General features: G+C 55.1%; 22 protein-coding genes and 4 tRNA genes. 8 read left to right on the top strand and 18 right to left on the bottom strand.

The genetic code is table 11. The features are described from left to right. Positions 1-258 precede the first annotated feature (258 nt). Genes FOV68_RS08590 through FOV68_RS08575 form a run of 4 tightly spaced genes read right to left on the bottom strand, consistent with a single transcriptional unit; the run spans position 259 to position 4,851 of the window. Positions 259-1,644, bottom strand: coding sequence for an efflux transporter outer membrane subunit (locus tag FOV68_RS08590; RefSeq protein ID WP_186289724.1), 1,386 nt, complete (start codon positions 1,642-1,644; stop codon positions 259-261). After that, entirely contained in the window at positions 1,641-2,735 is a 1,095-nt protein-coding gene (locus FOV68_RS08585) for an HlyD family secretion protein (protein WP_143990608.1), read from the bottom strand. Before FOV68_RS08585 ends, FOV68_RS08590 begins: the two co-directional genes overlap by 4 nt. After that, a complete protein-coding gene (locus FOV68_RS08580) occupies positions 2,732-4,417 on the bottom strand; it encodes an MFS transporter (RefSeq protein ID WP_031594526.1) in 1,686 nt (561 codons plus the stop codon). Before FOV68_RS08580 ends, FOV68_RS08585 begins: the two co-directional genes overlap by 4 nt. A 2-nt stretch (positions 4,418-4,419) precedes the next feature. Then, positions 4,420-4,851: a MarR family winged helix-turn-helix transcriptional regulator gene (locus tag FOV68_RS08575; protein ID WP_031594525.1), complete on the bottom strand. Its 432-nt coding sequence runs from the start codon at positions 4,849-4,851 to the stop codon at positions 4,420-4,422. 145 nt (positions 4,852-4,996) lie between these two features. Here FOV68_RS08575 and FOV68_RS08570 point away from each other — a divergent pair, with 145 nt between their 5' ends. The 4 genes from FOV68_RS08570 to FOV68_RS08555 all read left to right on the top strand — a co-directional run bounded on the left by FOV68_RS08570 (position 4,997) and on the right by FOV68_RS08555 (position 8,591). Next, positions 4,997-5,845, top strand: a complete 849-nt coding sequence (locus tag FOV68_RS08570) for an AraC family transcriptional regulator (protein ID WP_031594524.1) — start codon at positions 4,997-4,999, stop codon at positions 5,843-5,845. A 41-nt stretch (positions 5,846-5,886) separates the two neighbouring features. Continuing rightward, a complete protein-coding gene (locus FOV68_RS08565; protein WP_039387486.1) occupies positions 5,887-6,294 on the top strand; it encodes a DUF2000 domain-containing protein in 408 nt (135 codons plus the stop codon). A 391-nt stretch (positions 6,295-6,685) separates the two neighbouring features. Continuing rightward, complete coding sequence (locus FOV68_RS08560) at positions 6,686-6,946, top strand: biofilm/acid-resistance regulator YmgB/AriR (RefSeq protein WP_010246474.1); 261 nt, start codon at positions 6,686-6,688, stop codon at positions 6,944-6,946. Between the two features lie 139 nt (positions 6,947-7,085). After that, positions 7,086-8,591 (top strand): SulP family inorganic anion transporter, encoded by a 1,506-nt coding sequence (locus tag FOV68_RS08555; protein WP_143990607.1) that lies wholly within the window; start codon positions 7,086-7,088, stop codon positions 8,589-8,591. A 34-nt stretch (positions 8,592-8,625) separates the two neighbouring features. On the opposite strand, the gene FOV68_RS08550 is transcribed toward FOV68_RS08555, so the two are convergent. Continuing rightward, a complete protein-coding gene (locus FOV68_RS08550; protein WP_010669807.1) occupies positions 8,626-8,826 on the bottom strand; it encodes a DUF6404 family protein in 201 nt (66 codons plus the stop codon). Positions 8,827-9,019: 193 nt separating this feature from the next. On the opposite strand from FOV68_RS08550, the gene FOV68_RS24005 reads away from it, so the two are divergent. Further along, positions 9,020-9,187 (top strand): hypothetical protein, encoded by a 168-nt coding sequence (locus FOV68_RS24005; RefSeq protein ID WP_010246480.1) that lies wholly within the window; start codon positions 9,020-9,022, stop codon positions 9,185-9,187. Positions 9,188-9,218: 31 nt separating this feature from the next. Here FOV68_RS24005 and FOV68_RS08545 read toward each other — a convergent pair whose 3' ends face one another. Continuing rightward, positions 9,219-10,070 (bottom strand): substrate-binding domain-containing protein, encoded by an 852-nt coding sequence (locus FOV68_RS08545; protein WP_143990606.1) that lies wholly within the window; start codon positions 10,068-10,070, stop codon positions 9,219-9,221. Positions 10,071-10,249: 179 nt separating this feature from the next. Then, positions 10,250-10,322, bottom strand: a tRNA-OTHER gene (locus FOV68_RS24000). 234 nt (positions 10,323-10,556) lie between these two features. Between FOV68_RS24000 and FOV68_RS08540 the strand changes: the two genes are divergently transcribed. Further along, entirely contained in the window at positions 10,557-10,793 is a 237-nt protein-coding gene (locus tag FOV68_RS08540) for a hypothetical protein (protein ID WP_227024292.1), read from the top strand. Positions 10,794-10,928: 135 nt separating this feature from the next. Here the strand turns inward: FOV68_RS08540 and FOV68_RS08535 are convergent. The 6 genes from FOV68_RS08535 to uvrY all read right to left on the bottom strand — a co-directional run bounded on the left by FOV68_RS08535 (position 10,929) and on the right by uvrY (position 14,468). Next, positions 10,929-11,015: transfer RNA gene (locus tag FOV68_RS08535), tRNA-Leu, on the bottom strand. Between the two features lie 10 nt (positions 11,016-11,025). After that, positions 11,026-11,099, bottom strand: a tRNA-Cys gene (locus tag FOV68_RS08530). 40 nt (positions 11,100-11,139) lie between these two features. Continuing rightward, positions 11,140-11,215, bottom strand: a tRNA-Gly gene (locus FOV68_RS08525). A gap of 150 nt (positions 11,216-11,365) precedes the next feature. Continuing rightward, positions 11,366-11,914, bottom strand: coding sequence for a CDP-diacylglycerol--glycerol-3-phosphate 3-phosphatidyltransferase (gene pgsA, locus FOV68_RS08520; RefSeq protein ID WP_010246604.1), 549 nt, complete (start codon positions 11,912-11,914; stop codon positions 11,366-11,368). A 69-nt stretch (positions 11,915-11,983) separates the two neighbouring features. Further along, on the bottom strand, positions 11,984-13,816 hold the full coding sequence (gene uvrC / locus FOV68_RS08515; RefSeq protein ID WP_143990605.1) for an excinuclease ABC subunit UvrC: 1,833 nt from the start codon (positions 13,814-13,816) through the stop codon (positions 11,984-11,986). After that, on the bottom strand, positions 13,809-14,468 hold the full coding sequence (gene uvrY, locus FOV68_RS08510; protein WP_010246608.1) for a UvrY/SirA/GacA family response regulator transcription factor: 660 nt from the start codon (positions 14,466-14,468) through the stop codon (positions 13,809-13,811). The genes uvrC and uvrY overlap by 8 nt, the downstream gene beginning before the upstream one ends. A gap of 432 nt (positions 14,469-14,900) precedes the next feature. On the opposite strand from uvrY, the gene FOV68_RS08505 reads away from it, so the two are divergent. Then, the gene (locus FOV68_RS08505; RefSeq protein WP_003849983.1) at positions 14,901-15,125 is read left to right on the top strand and encodes a DUF2594 family protein; all 225 of its coding nucleotides are present in this window, start codon (positions 14,901-14,903) and stop codon (positions 15,123-15,125) included. A gap of 33 nt (positions 15,126-15,158) precedes the next feature. Here FOV68_RS08505 and FOV68_RS08500 read toward each other — a convergent pair whose 3' ends face one another. From FOV68_RS08500 to FOV68_RS08490, 3 genes are all read right to left on the bottom strand, one after another. After that, the gene (locus FOV68_RS08500; RefSeq protein WP_143990719.1) at positions 15,159-15,770 is read right to left on the bottom strand and encodes an acyl-homoserine-lactone synthase; all 612 of its coding nucleotides are present in this window, start codon (positions 15,768-15,770) and stop codon (positions 15,159-15,161) included. A gap of 122 nt (positions 15,771-15,892) precedes the next feature. Continuing rightward, on the bottom strand, positions 15,893-16,615 hold the full coding sequence (sdiA, locus tag FOV68_RS08495) for a transcriptional regulator SdiA (RefSeq protein WP_010246613.1): 723 nt from the start codon (positions 16,613-16,615) through the stop codon (positions 15,893-15,895). Positions 16,616-17,786: 1,171 nt separating this feature from the next. Further along, the gene (locus FOV68_RS08490) at positions 17,787-18,482 is read right to left on the bottom strand and encodes an extensin family protein (protein ID WP_143990604.1); all 696 of its coding nucleotides are present in this window, start codon (positions 18,480-18,482) and stop codon (positions 17,787-17,789) included. 286 nt (positions 18,483-18,768) lie between these two features. Between FOV68_RS08490 and cycA the strand changes: the two genes are divergently transcribed. Continuing rightward, entirely contained in the window at positions 18,769-20,163 is a 1,395-nt protein-coding gene (cycA, locus tag FOV68_RS08485) for a D-serine/D-alanine/glycine transporter (protein ID WP_031593544.1), read from the top strand. 47 nt (positions 20,164-20,210) lie between these two features. On the opposite strand, the gene FOV68_RS08480 is transcribed toward cycA, so the two are convergent. Beyond that, positions 20,211-21,185 (bottom strand): metal-dependent hydrolase, encoded by a 975-nt coding sequence (locus FOV68_RS08480; RefSeq protein ID WP_143990603.1) that lies wholly within the window; start codon positions 21,183-21,185, stop codon positions 20,211-20,213. A 38-nt stretch (positions 21,186-21,223) separates the two neighbouring features. Continuing rightward, positions 21,224-21,859, bottom strand: a complete 636-nt coding sequence (gene rutR / locus FOV68_RS08475) for an HTH-type transcriptional regulator RutR (RefSeq protein ID WP_003849991.1) — start codon at positions 21,857-21,859, stop codon at positions 21,224-21,226. Positions 21,860-21,944: the final 85 nt, after the last annotated feature.

Genomic DNA, 21,944 nt, shown 5'->3' with positions numbered 1-21,944 from the left:
CCTTCTTTTGTTTTCATATCAGTAAGTTAAACGGTTAATCCGCCTCGCGCAGGCTAAGCTTTCAGTGCGCTTTTCCGTCTGACTGGCTTAAAACCCGCGCATGATACCACCGAATGTAAAGACAGGTAAGCAGAAGTATGCATGGGTTTTAGGGGGTTATTTGGGGGATTAAAGCGGGGAATATACGCAGTCGCCGCGACAGCGCAGAGGCCGATCCCGGCCGCAGAAACTCTGGATGCGGCTGGATCGGTCTGAGGATTACTGTGTGGAGACGGGTGTCCAGCCACCGCCCAGCGCGCGGTAGAGATCGATCTGCGCCAGCAGCAGGTTATTTTTGACAGTCACCCGATTCAGCTGCGTTGAAAACAGGGTTCTCTGCGCATCGAGTTCATCCAGATAGGAGGCGTAGCCGTTCTGATAGCGATTGCGGGCAATGCGCAGCGCCTCCGTTACATAAGCTTCCTGCTTTTGCAGCTCCTGAAGTTGTGCCTCACGCTGCCTGATAGCGTCTATTGCATCGTTAACTTCCGAGAAGGCGTTGCGCACCACTTTTTCATAGCCATAAAGTGCCTGATTTCGCGTCGCCATTGAGACATCCACCTGCGCCGTCAGCGCTTCACGGTTCAGCAGCGGTGCCAGGATGCTGCCGCCCACGCTCCAGAGCCGGAACGGATCATCCGCGAGCTGGTGCAGCACCGAACTCTGCAGAGTGCCGGTCGCGGTGAGGTTAAGCCCGGGCAGCAGCTTAGCGCGCGACGATGCCAGGCTGGCATCTGCGGCCAGTAACTGACGCTGAGCCTGCACAATATCCGGACGGCGATTGAGCAGCTCTGATGGCAGCAGCGACGGCATCCGCTGCGGTGAAATCTGGTCAAACTGCTGACGACGGGCGATGCTGCGCGGGTTCATACCGACCAGAAGGCTCAGCGCATTCTCCTGCTGAGTGATCTGGTGCTGCAACTGGGGCATCTGCGCTTTGGCCGACTGATATTCCGAGGCGGCCTGCATCCACTCCAGCCTGGAGGTGTAGCCGGTTTCAAACTGACGCTGTGCCAGCTTCAGCGAATTATTGCGGGTCGCCAGCGTCGCCTCCGTGACCCGCAACTGCTCATCCAGCGCGCACAGATTGAGATAACCTGACGCCACCGAACTGGCGATGGTCAGCTCGGCGGCAGACGCGGCGGCCTGCTGCGCCGCTAAACTCGCCTGCGATGCGGTGATGCTGCTGCTGCGTGCTCCCCAGAGATCGACCTCGTAGTTCGCCTGTAATAAGCCCTGAAAAATATCGGTTTCATAGGGCTGGCCCGTCACTGACGAGAGCGTACGCTCCCGGGTCGCGGCCACACCAGCGCTCAGGGTCGGAAAGTTATCGCCCTGCGTGGCGCGCAGCTGGGCGCGATACTGGTCAACCCGGGATCGCGCCGTGAGGATATCGGGATTATTGCGCAGCGCCTGCGTCACCAGCCGGTTGAGATTTTCATCATGAAAAGCACGCCACCACTCCGCCTCCGGCGCAGCAGATGGCCCCACACTATTGCGCCAGGCGTCGGGGATCGGCAGAGAGGCGGGTGCCTTTTCAACCTGCGTGGTGCAGCCGGTCAGAAGGAGTGCCAGCGCGCTTACCATTAAGCCGCGCCGTATCATGGCGCGCCCTCACCAGCAGGTTGTGCGGCGGTGTCGATGTTGACTTCGACCGACATACCCGGGCGTAACTGATGCATATTCTGGTCATTGATGCGGATGCGAACCGGAATGCGCTGCGCAATTTTAACGAAGTTTCCGGTAGCGTTGTCGGGCGAAATCGCGCTGAACTCTGAGCCTGCGGCCGGAGAGATAAATTCAACCTGCCCCGTAAAGCGTTTGCCATCCAGCGCATCGACCCGAATCGTCACCGGCAGGCCAGGACGAATATTTGCCAGCTGGGTCTCTTTAAGATTCGCGATAATCCATTTGTGATTGGTCACCACCGAGGTCAGGCGCGTACCTGTCGTGACATAGGCGCCGGTGCGGACCGCCAGCTGGCCGAGCTGGCCATCATCGGGCGCGGTAATCCGGGTATTAGCCAGATCGATCTCCGCCAGTTCCAGCGCGGCGCGGGCGCTGTCGACATCGCCTTTCAGCGCGTCACGGTTAACGATGACGGTTTGCAGATTCTGCTGGGCGACGGCGATCTGCGCCGCAGCCTGACGTACCTGCGCCTGCGCCTGGGCGTCTGCGGCCCGGGCGGCATCGCGCTCGCGCACCGACAGGGATCCATCCGCCGTGAGATTTTCGACACGCTTCAGATCGAAGCCGCTTTTCAGCGCCTGTGCTTTGGCATTTTCCAGTGCCGCTTTATTGCTCTGGATGGTCGCTTCTGCGCTACGCCGCTGCTGCAGGTTATTGTTCAGCGCAGCCTGCTTCATCGCCAGCTGCGCCTGCGCCTGATGCACCCGCTGGCGATAGATACGGTCGTCAATCGTCATCAGCAACTGCCCTTTTTTCACCGGCTGCAGATCGATCACCTCGACTGAGGTGAGATAGCCATTAACCTGCGGGCTGATAAAGGTCACCTGACCGCGCACATAGGCATTCTCGGTGCTTTGTATTGCGCTGGTGAAGGGCCAGAGTTGCCAGGCATAAAGAATAACCAGTACGCCAATCACCACAATGCCGCTGCCTGCGGCGATAGAAAGAATACGACGGCGGTTCGCGCGTTCGCGTTCCGCCGCCTGAAGCTCATCCTGCTGACTCATTGTTTCTCCGTTGATTCCTGTAATGCGGCCAGCTGTTGCTGCTCACGCAGGTTAAATTGCGCCTGACGCCAGTCAAGATAACGACGACGGGTCAAACGCCAGATCACCCACATCAGGGTGACCAGTGCCAGCGCGGCAGTTAACAGGTAGGTGTCGTTATAGGCGAGCACGTTGGCCTGCAGCGTGGCGATTACCTGTAACTGGCTGGTGCTCTGCGCGCCGCGCAGAACGTTGTCACCCACCAGCGAATTAAACAGCGCATTATACTGGCTGAGCCGTTCGGTGACGTTGGGATCGAGCAGTGAGAGCTGATCGCCCAGCAGGCTGGAGTGATATTTTTCCCGCCAGACCTGAAACGTGCCAAGAATAGCCGAGCCGATCAGCCCGCCGAGGTTCTGACTCATGCCAAACAGCACCACAAAGCTCACCAGATTTTTCGGCTGAGTCACCACGCTGCCAATGCCCATCAGCATCGCGGGTGCCATGAAAAAGGCGCTGCTGAAGCCCAGCAGAAACTGACTGAAATACATATTGCTGGCGCGGGTCAGCGGACTGGATTGCGCATCCATCAGCGAGGCGATAATCATCACCACCAGCGAGGTGACAATCGGCCAGTTAAGATGATTGGGCTTGATGGTCAGCGCACTGGCGGCGATGCCCGCAATAACCCCGGCCATGATCGCCAGCGCCAGACCGCGCATCTGATCGTTCTGCAAGCCAATCTGCTGCAGAAAGCCGATTGCGCCGGTGTTCTGTTCCGCCAGTACGATACGGATCATGATCATCACAATGCCCAGCCGCACCATCATGCCGCTGCTGAGCCAGCGGGTATTGATCAGCGGGTTGCGCCGGTTATGCTCAATGACGATCGCAGCGACAATCAGCGTCAGGGCGATCGCGGTACAGATACCAAGCCACGGCGTGGTAAACCACCACTCAATACGGCCCAGCGTCAGTACGCCGCACAGCAGCGCCATACCGGGTGCCAGCAGGATAAAGGTGACGAAATCCATCTTTTCAAAGGTTTTGATGCGATCGCCCGGTGGCAGTTTCACCAGTAGTACCCCGCCCAGCGCAATCAGCGCCAGACCGAGTTCAAACAGATAGAGACCGCGCCACTCGTTGAGCTGCAGCAATTCCGAAGAGAATAAGCGGGCCAGCGGGATAGCCAGTTGCGATACCGTCAGGCCAATCACCAGCGCTTTCAGGCGATGTTTCGCAGGCCAGGCCTGTACCTGATAGTAGATGCCCAGAGAGCTGAGCGCCGCAGCCACCATACCGTGAGCGGTGCGCACAATGATCGCCGAACTGAGATCGTTGGCGAAGAGATGGAAAAAAGCCACCAGTACATACAGCACCAGAAACGCCTCGGTAAAGACACGCAGGCCAAACTGCTGGCGGAATTTCACCAGCAGCAGGTTAATAGAGATGTTGCCCATCACATAGACCGCAGGCAGCCAGGCAATCTCATTCGACCAGGCACCAAAGGTACCCTGCAGGTTGACCAGATTCGCCGTGACCAGCGCGTTACTCAGCGCACCGGTCAGCGAGATAAGTAAACCGATCAGGCCAAATGCCAGGCGTTTTGGCATCGGATGCAGCGGCGTCGAGGGCGATCCCGGCAGCATCGGTTTTTCGTGCGGCAACCACTCGCGTGCAGCGTAGGGATTTCGCTTTGCCACTGCTACATACTTCCCATGCGGCTCAGGAGTTGTTGCAATACGCGCTCGGTCACGGCCAGATCCTGAGGGTCAATATCGGCCAGCATTTCAGTACGGAGTGCGTCAGCCTCGGTTTTCACTTTGGCGAACGCTTCGTTACCCTTTTCAGTCAGCACCAGATGACGCTTACGTCGATCTTCTGGCGGCTGTACCCGCATCAGCAGTGACTGTTTCACCAGCCGATCCACCAGCGGCACCATACTGGCATCTTCCAGCCCCAGCAGCTGTGCCAGCTCGGTCTGGGTCATGCGTTGCGGCTCACTGGCAATCAGCCCGATGGCCATCCAGCTGCTCATGCTTAAGCCGCTATCTTTAAGGTGACGATCCACCGCCAGGCGCCAGGCATGTGCGGTCAGATGCAATAAGTGGGTAAAGGTACGCGTGTGCTGAGACAAATGTTAGCAGCCTAATAGTAAGAGTTCTAATTGAGTGGTGGCGTTATTATACGCAAAGCGAAACGCCAATGAAAAGCGTCCGGTCTGTTAAAAATTAGTGGATCGCGGCAGAATGTCCAGAGGCCGCAACCGGGAGCCGGATAACATGAAACAGGCATCAGCAAACTGGGTCGATCTGCGCCGTGACGCCGTCAGCGGTATCGAGGCGCTACGCGCCCATTTTACCGGACACGCCTATGATCCTCACTGGCACGACAGTTATCTGATTGGCGTGACCGAGCAAGGTGTACAGCAGTTTCATTCGCGGCGCAAACAGCATCAGAGCCGACCAGGCACGGTCTTTATGCTGGAGCCGGAGGAGCTGCATGACGGGGATGCCATCAACGACAGCGGTTTTACCTACCGGATGCTCTATCTTTCGCCGCAGCAGATTGCGCAGCACCTGGCTCCGATGCTGGCTGATAAACCCTCACTGCGTGAGCTACGTTTTGCCGCCACGCTGCGCGACGAGCGTCCACTGGCTTATGCCGTCTGGCATGCGTTTGATGCGCTGTGGCACAACCATCCCGCCATCATCAAAGAGGCGGCGCTGGACCGGATGTTTGGTCAGCTTACTCCGCACCGGCAGTGGTCACTGCCCGCTCAGACACCGGATAAAGATGCCCGGCTGGCGCTGCAGGCGCGTGACTGGCTGATTGCCCATCATGCGGATAATCCCGGCCTGGAGCAGATGGCGCAGCACCTGCAGGTGGATCGCTTCCGGTTATCGCGCCTGTTCCAGGCTCACTGGGGTTTGCCGCCCCACGCCTGGCTGGTGCAGTGGCGGCTGAGCCAGGCGCGTCGTCAGCTGGCGCAGGGTCAGCCCGTCGCCGATGTGGCAGCCGCGCTGGGTTTCGCCGATCAGAGTCACCTGGGCCGCTGGTTCAAACGCGCCTGCCAGCTTACCCCATCCCGTTATCAGCACGCCTGCACAAATCTTCCAGACCTGGGTTAAGCCACTTGCCACAATGCGCTTTTTTAATCAGGAGAAGCGCAATGCAAGACCCACGCTGTGTGATGATACTCAATGCCGCTCTGCCGCCAGGCAAAGCCACCAATGCTGCCGCCGTGATGGCATTAACCCTGGGACAGCGACATCCGGCGCTGGTTGGCGACACCCTGGAGGATGCTGAAAGGCGCCCTTCCCCAGGTTTGATCACCACCGGGATTCCGGTGCTGGCCGCGACTGAAGAACAGCTCAGTGCATTGCGGGAACAGTGCGAACAGGCTGAATACGATCTGGTGTTGTTTCCGGAAGAGGGCCAGACCACCACCGATTATCAGGCGCTGAGCGCCGTCCTGCGGCAGCAACCGCGTCAGCAGTGGCGCCTGCTGGGCGTCGCCATCGTCGGCGATAAAAAAGCCCTGCGAAAGCTGACGGCAAAACTGGCGCTATTCAGCTAATCTTTTTGCGGGAAGCTGGCCATGGCTTCCCGTTTTTGCCCCTCCCGCCCCTCAGCCCCGCCGTTTGTACAGGTTATTTGTACAGCTTTCGTTTCGGAATAGTCCTTATAAGCTGCTGATAAGTGGCAAATAGCACACTTTGTTAAAGAATTCGTTTGTACAGATTGGGCTTCATTGTATAAGTTTACTGCCACGAGTTGTCATGCGACTCTGTAACGAATGATGCACTTGCGTCGCCTCTGAAGGTGTCAGTGGATTTCCACCTTCAGAGGTTATTTTTTCTGTTCAATTTGTGACACTGGTACCATCGCATCTGTCCATGCGGTGGTTTTTTTGATCGCTTTTGTCCTGACATCCGAACCGGAATCGGGCTGTTCTGAAGGGCTTACACATGCAATATATTCTTCCCCGGACCAATCAGGAAATCGCTGATTATTTTAATCCTGCCGCCAATAAACCCGCCAGCGAGATGGAGATGCTGGGTATCCTGGTTGCGGAAATTTTGCAGTCAGGCATGCCAGTGAACAATAAAGCGATTATCTCAAAGCTTATTCATCGGCTGGAGCTGGAAAGCGACAGGGAATTACTGGATATCTATCGACAGCTGCTTGAACTGGTGGTCCATAAAACCCCGGACGATTTTTCACTGTAGCATCGACTCCAAGGAGGGAGTCATCCGCCTTTTTCTGGTATCTTCGCCAGTCGCCCGGTACTATCTGCCCCTCACTGTTTATCCTGATCTTCCCGCCCCTCGCGCGGGAGCAAAATAACTAAAGAGCCTGCAATCCTTTATGACTCAAACCAATGATATTGCCGCAACCGACGTTGTGGCGGGCGATATCAGTGTAGGGCGCGTTCTGCGTTCGCCTGCACTGCTGACCCGCGAATGCCTGGCCGGGGTGATTACCGCGCTGGCGCTGATCCCTGAAGTGATCTCCTTTTCCGTTATTGCCGGTGTAGACCCTAAAGTCAGCCTCGTCGCCTCGGTGGTGCTCTGCCTGACCCTGTCGATACTGGGCGGACGCCCGGCGATGGTAACAGCGGCTGCGGGTTCAGTGGCGCTGGTTATCGGGCCGATGGTCCATCTGCACGGCGTTGAATATATTCTGCCCGCGGTGGTGATGGGCGGCGTCATTCAGATTCTGTTTGGTGTGGCTGGTCTGGCGCGCATGATGCGTTATATTCCCCGCTCGGTGATGCTGGGATTTGTGAATGCGCTCGGCGTGCTGATTTTCTTTGCTCAGGTGCCGCACGTCTGGGGGCAGTCATCACTGGTGTGGCTCTTCTTTGCCGTCACACTGGCTATCGTGCTGTTGTTGCCGCGTCTGATAAAAAGTGTTCCTTCACCGCTGGTTGCCATTGTGGTAGTGACTGCCGTCGCGCTGTTAATGGGCTATCGCATGCCGAACGTGGGCGATGAAGGGCCGATGAGTCCCGGTCTGCCCGGTTTTAACAGCCTGCTGGTGCCACTTAACCTGCAGACCCTGCAGATTATCTGGCCCACGGCCCTGAGCATCGCCTTTGTCGGGCTGATGGAGTCACTGCTGACCGCCAAACTGGTCGATGACCTGACCGATACCCCCTCCAGTAAGCGTCGTGAATCCTGGGGTCTGGGTGTGGCGAATATTCTGGCGGGCTTTTATGGCGGTATCGCCGGGTGCGCGATGATAGGTCAGACCATCGTCAATGTTGAGCTGGGCCGGGCGCGTAGCCGGGTTTCCACCGTAGCCGCCGGTCTGGTGCTGCTGTTACTGGTGACCGGACTGAGCAGGATTATGGCGCAAATCCCGATGGTGGTACTGGCCGGGATCATGATGGTGGTGGCCGTGAAAACCGTTAACTGGCATAGCCTGCAACCCGCTACCCTGAAACGTATGCCGTGGTCAGAGACGCTGATTATGGTGCTGACGGTAGCGGTGACTGTCTGGACAGGTAATCTGGCTCTGGGCGTTCTGGCTGGGGTAATTCTGGCTATGCTGCTGTTTGCCCGCCGTATTGCGCACGTTATTCATGCGGAGCGTCAGCTGAGCGAAGATGGCGAGTCGGTGCGCTATGTGGTGCGCGGCCCGCTGTTTTTCGCCAGCAGCAACGATCTGTTCGAGCATTTCGATTATGCCCATGACCCTAAAAAGGTCACTATCGATTTAACGCACGCGCAAATCTGGGATGCGTCCAGCGTCGCGGCGCTGGATGGCATTGAGTATCGCTATCAGCGTTATGGCGCAGAGGTAACCATTGAGGGGCTGGATCCACGCAGCACGGACTTCCATCAGCGCCTGACTGGTAATTTCGGCTAAAAACGCCATTCTGCTGCCTCTCCGGCAGCAGAACTCACTCAGCCTGTTGCCGCCGCGCGCGGTAGCGGCCAACCATGGTAATCAGCGCCTGGTAGATTAAACCGGCGTAGAGACTTGTCAGAATCGCCAGACCAGGCTCTTTGCCCTGCTGATGCCATGACATAAACCACATGAATACGCCCCACAGTACAGAGAACACCAGCCACCCGCGGACGAACTTCATCATGCCATTCATAACGACTCCTCTTAAATGAAGCGCTACCTTAGCGCGCTCCGGTCTGAAACGCATTGCCAGCATGCACGAGTTGCGAGGCGTCTCAAATAATCGTCGACAATTTGCCATGTGTGTTGATGATTTAGCCCTCTCCGGGCGATTTTGTTGCGATTCTCTATACTCAACGTTCCGCTTACCTGATCGGGGAATTACGATGAAACGTACTGCTTATCTGTTATCCACACTGGCTATCCTCGCCACGCTTACGGCCTGTGCACCGCCGCCACCGGGCAGAGATGCCCCGCCACCGCCGCCACCTGGCGGACAGCAGCCGGTGGGCGCACCTGGCGGCAGCGGTCCGGCAGGACAACCGCAGGCCTGACAATATTCTGCCAGCCTGCGTTGCGGGCTGGTTAATGCCGGAAGGCGCAGCCGCAGGCTGACATCTCACCCGGCAGCACTTTGCCTGCGTGAGAGTGACGCCGCTGTAATTGCTCCTGCTCTTCAGCACTGCTGTTGCCTGCCTGCTGTCCCAGCCAGCGATCCAGCGCGCGGCCAGCGATCTGCCGGATGTCAGGTGACCAGCTGGTAAGATGCCAGGTTGAACTGCGGGCTTCCTCACTATCACCAAAACCTGCCACTGCCAGATGGATGCCCTGACCAAAATCCCGAATCGCCTGCATTGCACCAAAGGCCATCAGGTCGCTTTCACAGAAGAGTGCCTGGATACGCTCAGCAGCACGTGTCTTTTTCAGATAAGACATCATCGCCTGGTAAGCGCAGTCACGATCATCACTACCTACAGTCAGTTCGGCGTTCAGCGCCATGCCCGCCGCCAGCAGAGTGGCGCGATAGCCCTGTTTTTGCGCCAGTGCGCCTGGCTGAGCCTGCATAAAGCCAAACCGCTGATGCCCCTGTTTAAGCAATAATTCCGCTGTCACCTCACCCGCCCGCAGTGCATCCGCCTGCAGTTCAGGCTCAGCGTCAATCTGAAGCACTGGCAAATGGCAGGCATCAGTAACGCGGTTACCGGGGAGTAACAGCAAACCACGCAGCCCGAGCGGTATAGCCTGCCGGATGAGTGCGTTCAGCGTGACGTCGGTTTCAGCACTCAGTAGCACTGTGATAACACCGCGCGCGTTAAGCTGGCGCATCACTTCGTCCAGCATTTTTTGTAGATAGGGATTGAGCAACTGGCTGGCGACAACACCGATAACCGGGGGGGCCGCCGGTTCAGTTAAGTCAGGTGTAAAAGGTGTAATCATTGGCGTTAATTCTCTGCGGCGGCAAACAATAGCTACCACAATACGGTAAACCACACCGTTTCAACAGGTTACAGAGTTCGACACAGGCCGCAAAAATGAGTGAAATCGGATGTAATTGGGACGGATCGGCAGAACCCCTAAAGGGATAAGGCTGGCGTTTACGCAGATGCAGGAGAGGGACCGGGCAGCAGGAGTTGAACCCGCATCGTCAACCCGTTAAGAGTTGCAGTAATACCTTTATACCATGCCCGAATGGCGTGCCTGGAAAAGCCGCGCTGTGTGAACAGGAAGCGTAGTACGTCTCTCTGACCAGGCAAGCGCAAGCGGCAGGTATTTTTGCAACCGTCGTACGAAATCAAAAAAGAGGTGCCGCCGCCTGTAGGCATTGATTATTCAGCTAACCTTAAGTTTCAGGCAGCCTGTTCCGACCGGGACTTATGGCAACATTATGCAGAGGTCAAGACTATGCCTTCAGGACAATTTTACGTGGTTGATCAACCCGAACTGAATTTTACCGCCAATTATCATATTGATAAGGTCAATGATAAACCCTACCCCTCGCGGATGGTTCTGGAGATCCGGAAGCAGTCACAGCCGACCGACGCCTTTGATGATATCAGCATCGGACATGAAGTGACCTTTGTCTCTTCCAGCGGCGAGGCGCAACGGATGGTGCTGGTGAGTGATACTGATGATGAGCTGGTGTTCAGCTCCCGGGGCTGATGCCGGCTTATACCGCTAAACGGAGGTTGCAGTCGCTGTATCCGCCAGATGGCAGGCACAAAAAAACCGCCCTTGGGCGGTTACGACATTACTGCATATTGCTTTTATTTTATTAGATTTTCTTCGGCAGAAATATGGTGCCCGGGGCGGGACTTGAACCCGCACAGCCTTACAGCCGAGGGATTTTAAATCCCTTGTGTCTACCGATTTCACCACCCGGGCAGGGTGTAACTGGAGGCGCGTCCCGGAGTCGAACCGAGGTACACGGATTTGCAATCCGCTGCATAGCCACTCTGCCAACGCGCCTTAAACTGATGTGCCGTCAGGTTAACCTGACCTGCGAATCTGGAGCGGGAAACGAGACTCGAACTCGCGACCCCGACCTTGGCAAGGTCGTGCTCTACCAACTGAGCTATTCCCGCAATTCAGCAATTTCGTCGAACCTGCTGATTTTATTTATCTTCTGGCAGCCTGGCTGCCGTTCGATGCGATGCATTCTACTTAGATGACGCAATGAGTCAATAAAATTATCCTCACAGCGCGTCCGTTTGCTGCTTTTTAAATCGTATCGATCACGGTTCGAGCAGATCGCCGCGCGCGGCGCTTAAATACTGGAACATAGACCAGAAAGTCAGCACGGCAGCAATGTATAACGCCACCACACCAATCGCCACGACGGTGGCATCAGGACGCCACAGCAAGGCAAACAGTGAGAACATCTGGGCAGTGGTTTTCACTTTACCAATCCAGGAAACCGACACGCTGCTGCGTTTACCAATCTCCGCCATCCATTCACGCAACGCAGAGATAATGATCTCGCGTGCAATCATGGTGGCGGCGGGCAGCGTAATCCACCAGGCGTGGAAATATTCCGCCACCAGCACCAGCGCAATGGCCACCATCACTTTATCCGCTACCGGATCGAGAAACGCACCAAAGCGTGTTGTCTGCTTCCAGCGGCGCGCCAGAAAGCCATCAAACCAGTCGGTGATGGCAGCAAAAACAAAGATCAGTGCAGTCGCCAGCGGCGCCCAGGTGAACGGCAGATAGAAAGCCAGCACAAAGAACGGGATGAGCACGACTCGAAACAGGGTGAGACACGTCGGGATGTTTAATTGCATATGCCGGTAACTGTCTGGATATAGGTAGAATTTAGCCTATGTTCCTACATTGCCCCCCCCGTTTCAATGCTAGTGTTTCAACGAGTAGTATATTTTTTCTGCCAGAGCATGTGAGATACCGGGTACATTGGCGATCTCCTCCACTGACGCGTTCATCAGCGGTTGCAAGCCCCCCATGTACTTAAGCAGTTGCTGACGCCGTTTCGGCCCCACCCCTTCGATGCTTTCCAGTGCGCTGGTGTTCTTTACTTTGGCCCGTTTTTTACGGTGGCCTGAAATGGCATGATTGTGAGCGTCATCACGAATATGCTGGATCACATGCAGCGCCGGCGCATCGGGTGGTAGTGAAACGCCCTCACCTTCCGCTTCAAAGAACAGCGTCTCCAGTCCGGCTTTACGATCGCTGCCTTTCGCTACACCGAGTAAAATCGGCCGGTTTTTGTCCCAGGGCACATCCAGTTCCGCGAAGACCTGCTTCGCCTGAGACAGCTGGCCCTTACCGCCATCGATCAGAATCACATCCGGAATCTTATCTTCTTCAATCGCTTTACCATAGCGGCGGCGTAGCACCTGACTCATGGCGGCATAGTCATCACCCGGCGTAATGCCGCTGATGTTGTAGCGACGATAATCGGCACGCAGCGGACCATTCTGGTCGAACACCACGCAGGAGGCGATGGTCTGCTCACCCATGGTATGACTGATATCGAAACACTCCATGCGTTTAATTTTGTCCAGCTCAAGAAACTCCGCCAGCGCCATCAGCCGCTGATGAATTGTGGAGTGCTGTGACAGCCGGGTGGTTAACGCCGTCGCGGCGTTGGTGCGCGCCAGTTTGAGATAACGGGCGCGATCCCCGCGCGGCTTGCTCTGGATACTCACCCGACGCCCGGCCAGCTCACTGAGCGACTCAGCCAGCAGTTCACGCTCTGGCAAGGTAAAGTCCAGCAGAATATCGCCAGGCAGCGTGCGTGCCTCGCTGCCCTGCAGGTAGAACTGCCCGACAAAGGTCTGAACGACCTCAGCCAGATCGGTATCGACGGGCACTTTCGGGAAGTAGCTGCGGCTGCCCAACACTTTGCCCTGACGGATAAACAGCACGTGGAGACAGGCCATGCCCGCTTCATAAGCCACACCCATCACATCAAGGTCATCACCCTGATTCGAGACAAACTGCTTTTCGGTGATCCGTCGCACAGCCTGAATCTGGTCGCGCAGGCGTGCCGCCTCTTCAAAGCGCAGGCCCGTGCTCGCCTCTTCCATCCGTTTGACCAGCTGGTTGAGAACCTGATCGTCTTTACCCGCCAGGAACAGACGTACGTAATCGGTCTGCTGTGCATACTCCTCCTCACTGACCAGCCCCGCGACACAGGGACCCAGACAGCGGCCAATCTGATATTGCAGACAGGGCCGGGAGCGATTGCGGTAGACGCTGTTTTCGCACTGGCGGATAGGGAAGACTTTTTGCAGCAATCCCAGCGTTTCACGCACCGCATAGCCGTTGGGGAACGGGCCAAAGTATTCGCCTTTGGCATGCTTTGCACCACGGTGCATCGCCAGTCGCGGATGGGTATCGCTGCTAAGAAAGATGTAGGGGTAAGATTTATCGTCGCGCAGCAGCACGTTGTAGCGCGGCTGGTAGAGCTTGATGTAGTTATGCTCAAGCAGCAGCGCTTCGGTTTCGGTGTGGGTCACGGTGACATCGATGTGCTGGATATTGCTAACCAGCGCTTCGGTTTTGCGGCTGCCGACCTGAGTGCGGAAGTAGCTGGTCAGACGCTTCTTCAGGTCTTTGGCTTTGCCTACATAGATGACGGTGCCTGAGGCGTCATACATGCGGTAAACACCGGGCTTGCTGGTTACCGTACTCAGAAAGGCTTTGGGATCAAAAACGTCATTCACTACTGATTAACGGCTCCGCATTATAGAGGCCATGTCGAATGGCCAGATGCGTTAACTCTACGTCGCCACTGATATTCAGCTTGCTGAACATCCGGTAGCGGTAACTGTTAACGGTTTTAGGACTGAGATTTAACTGCTCGGAAATTTCCGTCACCTTTTGTCCACGGGTGATCATCAGCATAATCTGCAATTCCCTTTCCGACAAACAGCTGAAGGGGGATTCCGCTTTTTGTGGCTCAATCTGGCTCAGCGCCATCTGCTGGGCGATATCTGAAGCGATGTAGCGCTGTCCGGCATTGACCGAGCGAATCGCATTGATCACCTCCTGTGGCGCAGCCCCCTTACTGAGGTAGCCTGCAGCCCCCGCCTGCATCACTTTCGCAGGCAGCGGATTTTCCGTGTGAATGGTCAGCATGATGATTTTGATATCGGGATTGTAACGCACGATTTTGCGCGTCGCCTCCAGTCCACCGATGCCCGGCATGTTCATGTCCATGAGGATCACATCAACCTGATTGGCACGACACCACTTAGCGGCATCCTCGCCACAGTTGACCTCTCCGACCACGGCCAGACCTTTGACATCCTCCAGGATGCGACGGATTCCGGCACGGACAAGTTCATGGTCATCAACAAGAAGCACACTGATCAACGGGGAAACTCCAGAGGCTAAAAAAAGAGGAAGCAATTAATGAATACAGGCGATAATCATACCCGTTTTTACCTCAAAAGCACATCAACAAACCAAAACAGTCAACGCTTCGCATAACGATTTCCAGTCCCGTGCAGCCAGCATTAACAGAGATTTCTTACCACCGACAGGCGTACTGAATAATCCTTAAACTCTTCGTATTTCATGATATTAACACCAAGCATGGCTGTCCCTTATCGCTGCAGGCCCTTGTGATATCTGGCCCGGCAACGCCTGTAATTACTTTCAGCGATTGATTAGTTGTACTGGACAAACCAGCTGTTTATAGCGAAGCGAACCGGCTGCTCCAGCAACTTACTGCCCCTGTGGTATACTCACGCACTGCTGCTCGGACAGATTGCCGACACATTGTCATTCACCAAGGAGAAACGCATGAGCGATGAAGATTTTGCAACTTCGCAGGAAGCCCGGAAATTAGCGGATGAAATCGCGGGTCTGAAGATGATGATCACCCTGATCCTGAAAGGTATGGGCCAGGCTGATGCCGGCAAAGTGATTATCAATATGGAACGCTATGTACAGACGCTGGGCGACAAGCCCCAGGCCGAAGTATTCAGCAATACCATTAAGCAGATTAAAACAGCCTACCGTCAGTAAGCTTGCTTGCCCCCAGCCGCGGGGGCAAATTAATTAACTATGCGCCTGCCAGTTAACCGAAACGCCCAGCGTAGGCAGCACCTCTTCCGGACTAAAGCGCCGCGTTCCCCGATACTTTTCAGCCAGCGCTGGCTGAACCACCGGAATACGGATCGCAAACAGATTATCTTCTGACAGAATAAGTCCCGGCGTCAGCGGCTCATACACCACCTGATGCTCTTCAAACATCTTCTCCAGCATCGGCGTTGCCGAACTGATGATGTATTCCATACCGTTCAATTCTGCCAGCTGCACGGCGTGCCAGAGAATATTCAGTGGCAGCTCAGCGTCCACATCCAGCCGTGCCGAGAAGCGCGACATTTCCCACACTTTCTCATGGCTGAAAGGAAGTACGATGCCTTCACTCAGTTCAGGTTCGAACCAGGGCATCAGACGCGCACAGCCGCTGATGCCCTCCCGCGCATTCCATGCGATCAGCCAGATGACATCTGAACGATCGTAGCGATCATATTCCTGTCCTGGCGTGCTCAGACGTGGCGGAATTGACCACCCTTCGCCGCGCGCAAAGACGCTGTATCGGTAGCTGCCGAGTTCGGCAAGCAAAGAGGATGGCATATCCTTTAATTGCGTTTGCACTATTTTCATCATGCGCCTCTGACATCCCCATGTTTGCAATGATTTCTTTGCGCCAGCCTGGCAAAGTCCCGGCGCAGAATAGACAACAGACCTGTGCAAAGGAACAGCTAAATGTAGCCGTTGCTTAATGTTCAGATCAGTCCGATTGCCGCTGCATAGCAGGCAATCTGCGTTTTATTGGAAACATTGAAACGCTTTTGCATATTTTTTTGGTGAAAGTTAACGGTATGTTCAGAGATGGATAAAATAAGTGAAATTTCGACCGCCGTTTTTCCTTCGGCTGTCCATTTCAAAATTTCCAGCTCGCGCTGACTAAACTCTTTTTTTAGTACCATCATTGCATCATCGCTAAAGCGTTCCAGCGTATCCAGACTTAGTTCCGCTAAAAGGTGTAGTTTCACCTCCAGTTCAGCATGGCAGAGCTGGACAGAAATGGGCTGTTGCGACGATATAGATAATATACCAATGACGCGATTTGGTGCCATTGCAGAGCAAGAAAATCCGCTCTGCAGCCCATATTCTCTCGCCTCACGCCACAAATTGCCGGCGTCAGCGAACAGTTCCTCCGTCCACGCCATGCCTCTGCCCGGTCGCTGACACAACCTGAGCACCGGATCGACAGCGTAATAATTCTGCTTCTCATAGCGTTTAACCCATAGTTTGGGATAGGTGCTATGTAAATGAATACGCGGTCGGGTAAAAGGCACCGGGTGCTGAATCAAAAAGGCAAAATAATCGAAGCCTAATGATTCAATAAATTGTTGCAATAACGGCTTCAATTCAGAAGAAACCGTTAATGCCTGAAATTTTTCTTTCGCCTCAGCTCGCCAGGCGAAATAATTTTCAGTACTCATATTGCCTCAGCGTTAATTTCACTCGCCCTTCCGGTAATATTCATTCAGATTCATCGGATAAAATAAATTTGCAGAAGAAAACTAATTTATCGTGCAGGACGAACCTGTCCCGATCTACAGCGCATTTAACCTTTCACCGTTGGAGCGGAGTGAAAAAGTGTTCCTGCCTTTACAAGGTGAGGCCGATCACAGCAATTTCAATCACCCCAGAAGAATAAGATTTTTCTGATAGGATTTCAATCCCTGACCTCCGGTGCAATTTTTTCTCAGACTTGAAAAGTCTGCTGAAAATATTGAATCGCGATGCTGATTGTTGGGTAAATAACGAGTAAACAAGGCGTTAATTACTCCATTATAAGCGAAGCGGCAGTGGCAAATTTCTGACATATTTTTTATCAGGAAATAAGACCGGCTCTGTCATTGCAGCCATCAGGACAGGCTTCGTCAGACGTCCCCGCAGCCCCTGTGGCGTCTGCTGAGGCAGCTAACCGGCTTGCTGCCCGCGCCACGCGCTTGCAGGTTACAGACCTGTCCCGGTTTTCAGTGGCAGCCCTGTAAGCGTAACGATGTGCTGTTTAATAAACCTTTTCTGCTCTCCCCTGCCCGACCGTGCTCTGTGCCAGTCGATTCATATCCTGCTGTGGTTTATCCACTTATCTGACTGCGGGTACCTGACCCAGGACAGCACGTCCGTAATAGTCACCTTTACTTAATCTGCTACCTGGCCGCAATACGTGGCGGAGATCACTATTTACGGCGTAATGCTCAGCACTGACTCTATTTTAATCAGTTAAATCACTTTACCGATAGTCACGCAACTAAATCATCTGAAAATAAATTTGCAGGTAAAATCCGTTCTTTTCTTAATCACGCACTTTTTTATTTATGCGATACCTTTCCCTTATTTCTGCCAGCGCAATCATGAAATAATTTCATCATGCCGCCAGCAGGCGCTGAGCAAATGACGCTGAGAATTTGCGCAAGAGTTTTATCCCGCAGGCATCGTTTTATTCTTACAAATGGCCCTGAAATCGGTTTTTTTAGGAGCATCCTTACCTGTTGTCAGACTATTTCAGTAAGGGATCAGGTTCAGCAATGATAACTGGATGGGTTTTACTGGCACCATAAGAACATTTCTTAATCAAACACGGTATTAATCCTGTCTGATGATTTATCGGCAGTATCCTGCACCACGCATACCCAGATGAAAATGTGAGGCGTGAGCGGCGTTATAGTCCGGCCCCAGCGCATTGCCGAATACCTCACAGCCGCCACGCCACAGCGTATGAAGCATTGCCGCTTTTTCTTCCGGCTGTTGCCAGTGACGACTGACCTCAAGCCGCTGGCCATCAGCCAGCTGAAAGCCTGTCACATCCCAGGCATCGGCGGTGGCATGTTCACTGAGCCGCCCCTGGGCACGGTGATAAATATTACGGCAGGCGTAACTGCCGACATGGGTAATTCGTACCAGTGGACTGTGCAACTCTCTGGCGGTCTGCTCACGACTGCGCAGAGTATACATGGTGCTGGCGACGGCCATAGGACAGCTGGCCAGAAAGCTGCTGCTGAGGCTGACCGGGCCAAATTTCTGAACCCGCAGCGGATGACTGAGCGGACAGTGACCCGTGACGTCCGGACGCTCGCTGAAGCTGACCCAGCCCGCCTGTTGAGCGCGGCGCATCACCGCCAGACATGCGTCGGGATCGCTGGCTAGCCTTTTCATCTTAATCTGCGTCATCCAGCCCGGCGGATCGGTAACAGAGAGTGGCGTAAAGGGATTAAATTGCGGCGGCAGATGCTGCTTAAGCCAGGGTAAGCTGATCCATCCCAGCGCAAGCAACAGCAAAAACAGGATAAACGTGCGCATAGTCCCTCTCGCAGGATGATGATTAGCAAACAAAAAGTGTAGAAGCCCATCGCCCTTTACGCCGCCTGACTGACATAACGTGATGAATAATTACCCAGACTGACGAAGGTTTGAACAAAATCGCGCTTTATTGCTGCTTCCGGGACGGCAGGCATCACAATTGGTAAAAAAGCGTTACCCGATTCCGGCTCTCTTCCTCTATCTTATGCCGACTTGCCCTCAGGCAAACGCCTTGACTAACAGCCAGCAGAGCTGAACACAACATCACGACAGGAAAGACAATTCTATGGTTGATCAATCTAAAGAAACCGCAAGCACCCACGAAACGCCCGATAAACTTCAGCGCAATCTGCACAATCGTCACATCCAGCTGATCGCCATTGGTGGCGCTATCGGTACCGGCCTGTTTATGGGTTCCGGTAAAACCATCAGCCTGGCTGGCCCCTCGATCATTTTCGTCTATATGATCATCGGTTTTATGCTGTTCTTTGTGATGCGCGCCATGGGGGAGCTGCTGCTCTCCAACCTTGAGTACAAATCCTTTAGCGATTTTGCCGCTGATCTGCTTGGCCCGTGGGCAGGCTACTTTACCGGCTGGACCTACTGGTTCTGTTGGGTGGTAACCGGCATTGCCGACGTGGTGGCAATCAGCGCCTATTTCCAGCTCTGGTTTCCGGGCTTCTCGATCTGGATGAGCGCCCTGCTCTGCGTGGTGGTTTTTCTGGCGCTCAACATTGCCACCGTCAAGCTGTTTGGCGAGATGGAGTTCTGGTTCGCGATCATTAAAATTGTCGCCATTGTGGCGCTGATCGTAACCGGGATTGTGCTGGTATCGATTCACTACCCCTCACCGGGCGGCGGCACAGCGTCACTCAGCAACATCTGGGATCACGGCGGCATGTTCCCGAAAGGCCTCAGCGGCTTCTTTGCCGGCTTCCAGATTGCGGTGTTTGCCTTTGTCGGCATTGAACTGGTGGGCACGGCAGCGGCTGAAACCCACAATCCGCATAAAGTGTTACCGCGCGCGATTAATGCGATTCCGTTGCGGGTCATTATGTTTTACGTGCTGGCGCTGATGGTGATTATGGCGGTAACGCCCTGGACCCAGGTGATGGCCGATCGCAGTCCGTTTGTTGAGATGTTCGTTCTGATTGGTCTGCCTGCGGCTGCGAGTATCGTTAACTTTGTGGTGCTGACTTCTGCGGCCTCCTCAGCCAACAGCGGCATCTTCTCCACCAGCCGTATGCTCTATGGCCTGTCGCAGCAGGGTGTGGCCAGCCGCGCCTTTGGCCGACTCTCTGCCCGTGCGGTGCCGACTACCGGCCTGTTTTTCTCCTGCCTGTGCCTGCTGATTGGTGTGGCGTTGATCTACCTGATCCCGGATGTGATGAAGGTCTTCACGCTGGTGACCACCGTCTCGGCCATTCTGTTTATGTTCGTCTGGACCATCATTCTGTGCAGCTATCTGGCCTACCGTAAAAAGCATCCGCAGCGCCATGCGGAGTCGGCATTTAAGATGCCGCTGGGCAAATTCATGTGCTGGGTCTGCATGGCATTTTTCGCATTTGTGCTGGTGCTGCTGACGCTGCAGGAAGATACGCGCCAGGCGCTGATGGTTACGCCACTCTGGTTTGCCTTGCTGGGTATAGGCTGGATGCTGCGTAATCGTCGTAGCCGCTAATCGGTAATATCATGAACAAAGCCCGGTCAGATGACCGGGCTTTTTTTTTACAGGCGATCGCCCAGCGCAGAGAAAATGGCGGATAAAGAGGGGCGTTCATAAGGTAAGCGCTGCGGCCGGGGATCGGGCTGCTGAGGCGTGCCCAGACCAAAGGTGAAGGTATACTTATCGCCTTCGCCCATGCGCAGGTCGGCAATCGTCGTCTGCCCGTCCTGCTCACGCAGGGCGTAAAAGCCGTGGCTGAACCAGGCGACACGTTCTGCATACCAGCTGCCCCGAAAGGCGTCGAACAGCTCAGGATGACGCGGGTACCACGCTACCTGCAGTGGCCGTGAGGGCGACAATAGCGACCAGTAAACTTCACCATAGCGATCCGGCGTCATAATCACGCTGCGCCATACCAGCGTATTAAAGGCCGTCGGCGTCACCAGCACTTTATTGTCCGGAATACCCTGCTCCGCCAGCGACGCTCTGATCTGCCAGCCTGCAACGCCCTGAATCATCACACTCCAGACCAGATAAAGGGTACTCAGCGTCAGTCCGAGCCGGTTTCCGCGCAGCCCTTTATCACTGCGCCGCCAGAGCGCGACGCCCAGGCCTGCCAGCAGCGGCAGCGTATAGAGTGGATCGACGATGTAGATACTGCCGATGGCATAAGGATAATCGCTGATCGGCAGGCCAAGCTGGGTGCCATACACCGTCATCAAATCGAGCAGCGGATGGGTGATCAGCGCCAGCCAGATGGCAGGCCACCATGCTGCCCACTTCACCCGCTGGCGAAACAGCCCCGCCACCAGCCATGCAATCAGTGGCGAGAGCAGCGTGAGCCAGAGCAGCGCATGCGTTTCCGTGCGATGCAGGGTCATGTTGCGTATCGCATCGCCATGATCAAGAAAGACATCGAGATCGGGTAAGGTGCCGCAGACGCCGCCCACCAGCGCGGCCTGCCAGACCGGCACCCGACGTCCCATCACTGCGACACTGACTGAGGCACCCAGCACCAGCTGCGAAACAGAATCCATTGATTAACTCCGTACCTGAACCGTGGATGTATCCTGAATTAGCGTACGCGAATCCCTTCGATGATCATGCGCTGCACATTATCAACAGCCTGATCGAAAAACGCCGGATCGCTGAGCGTCTGGCCGGTAACGGCCTCAACCTGAGTGGCAAAATCGGCGTAATGCTGCGTGGTGGCCCACAGCATAAAGATCAGATGCTGCGGCTGTACGCCCGCCAGACGTCCTTCATCAATCCAGCGTTCAATAATTGCCGCTTTGTCATCCACCAGTTGCTTAAGATCGCCTGCCAGCTCCCCTTTCAGAAGCGGAGCACCCTGCAGCATCTCCAGACAGAAGAGCCGGGAAGCCTGAGGATGATCGCGCGACACTTCCAGCTTCAGCCGGATGTAGCGCCGAATCGCGACCAATGGATCCTGATCGTGCGCCAGCGCGCGCAACGGTGCCAGCCAGACATCCAGAATCTGCTTAAGCACCGCCACATAGAGCACTTCTTTAGAGGGAAAATAGTAGAGCAGATTAGTTTTAGAGACATCGGCCAGCTCGGCTACCTTATCGAGGCTGGTGCCGTGAATGCCAAACTGTGAGAAGAAGGTTAATGCCGCTTCCAGTATGGCGGCCCGCTTCGCTGCGACCGCACGCGAACGACGCGTTGGCTTTTTTTCATCGGTATTCACACGTTTACCTCATCCTTCTGGTGTCAGCGCATCATAGCAAAGGGATTCATCGCTGCCCAATCCGCGCCCTGCACCTTTTTTGCTC

It is taken from the genome of Pantoea sp. paga (assembly GCF_007558755.1).
Classification (GTDB): domain Bacteria; phylum Pseudomonadota; class Gammaproteobacteria; order Enterobacterales; family Enterobacteriaceae; genus Pantoea; species Pantoea agglomerans.
The sequence above is the reverse complement of the archived record's forward strand: the minus strand, read 5'-3'. Positions and strand labels throughout refer to the sequence as shown.

Excerpts from the sequence above, each read along its gene's own strand:
- FOV68_RS08590 (WP_186289724.1), bottom strand. The coding sequence starts at position 1,644 with ATGATACGGCGCGGCTTAATGGTAAGCGCGCTGGCACTCCTTCTGACC.
- FOV68_RS08585 (WP_143990608.1), bottom strand. The coding sequence starts at position 2,735 with ATGAGTCAGCAGGATGAGCTTCAGGCGGCGGAACGCGAACGCGCGAAC.
- FOV68_RS08570 (WP_031594524.1), top strand. The coding sequence starts at position 4,997 with ATGAAACAGGCATCAGCAAACTGGGTCGATCTGCGCCGTGACGCCGTC.
- FOV68_RS08565 (WP_039387486.1), top strand. The coding sequence starts at position 5,887 with ATGCAAGACCCACGCTGTGTGATGATACTCAATGCCGCTCTGCCGCCA.
- FOV68_RS08560 (WP_010246474.1), top strand. The coding sequence starts at position 6,686 with ATGCAATATATTCTTCCCCGGACCAATCAGGAAATCGCTGATTATTTT.
- FOV68_RS08555 (WP_143990607.1), top strand. The coding sequence starts at position 7,086 with ATGACTCAAACCAATGATATTGCCGCAACCGACGTTGTGGCGGGCGAT.
- FOV68_RS08550 (WP_010669807.1), bottom strand. The coding sequence starts at position 8,826 with ATGAATGGCATGATGAAGTTCGTCCGCGGGTGGCTGGTGTTCTCTGTA.
- FOV68_RS24005 (WP_010246480.1), top strand. The coding sequence starts at position 9,020 with ATGAAACGTACTGCTTATCTGTTATCCACACTGGCTATCCTCGCCACG.
- FOV68_RS08545 (WP_143990606.1), bottom strand. The coding sequence starts at position 10,070 with ATGATTACACCTTTTACACCTGACTTAACTGAACCGGCGGCCCCCCCG.
- pgsA (WP_010246604.1), bottom strand. The coding sequence starts at position 11,914 with ATGCAATTAAACATCCCGACGTGTCTCACCCTGTTTCGAGTCGTGCTC.
- FOV68_RS08505 (WP_003849983.1), top strand. The coding sequence starts at position 14,901 with ATGAGCGATGAAGATTTTGCAACTTCGCAGGAAGCCCGGAAATTAGCG.
- FOV68_RS08500 (WP_143990719.1), bottom strand. The coding sequence starts at position 15,770 with ATGAAAATAGTGCAAACGCAATTAAAGGATATGCCATCCTCTTTGCTT.
- sdiA (WP_010246613.1), bottom strand. The coding sequence starts at position 16,615 with ATGAGTACTGAAAATTATTTCGCCTGGCGAGCTGAGGCGAAAGAAAAA.
- FOV68_RS08490 (WP_143990604.1), bottom strand. The coding sequence starts at position 18,482 with ATGCGCACGTTTATCCTGTTTTTGCTGTTGCTTGCGCTGGGATGGATC.
- cycA (WP_031593544.1), top strand. The coding sequence starts at position 18,769 with ATGGTTGATCAATCTAAAGAAACCGCAAGCACCCACGAAACGCCCGAT.
- FOV68_RS08480 (WP_143990603.1), bottom strand. The coding sequence starts at position 21,185 with ATGGATTCTGTTTCGCAGCTGGTGCTGGGTGCCTCAGTCAGTGTCGCA.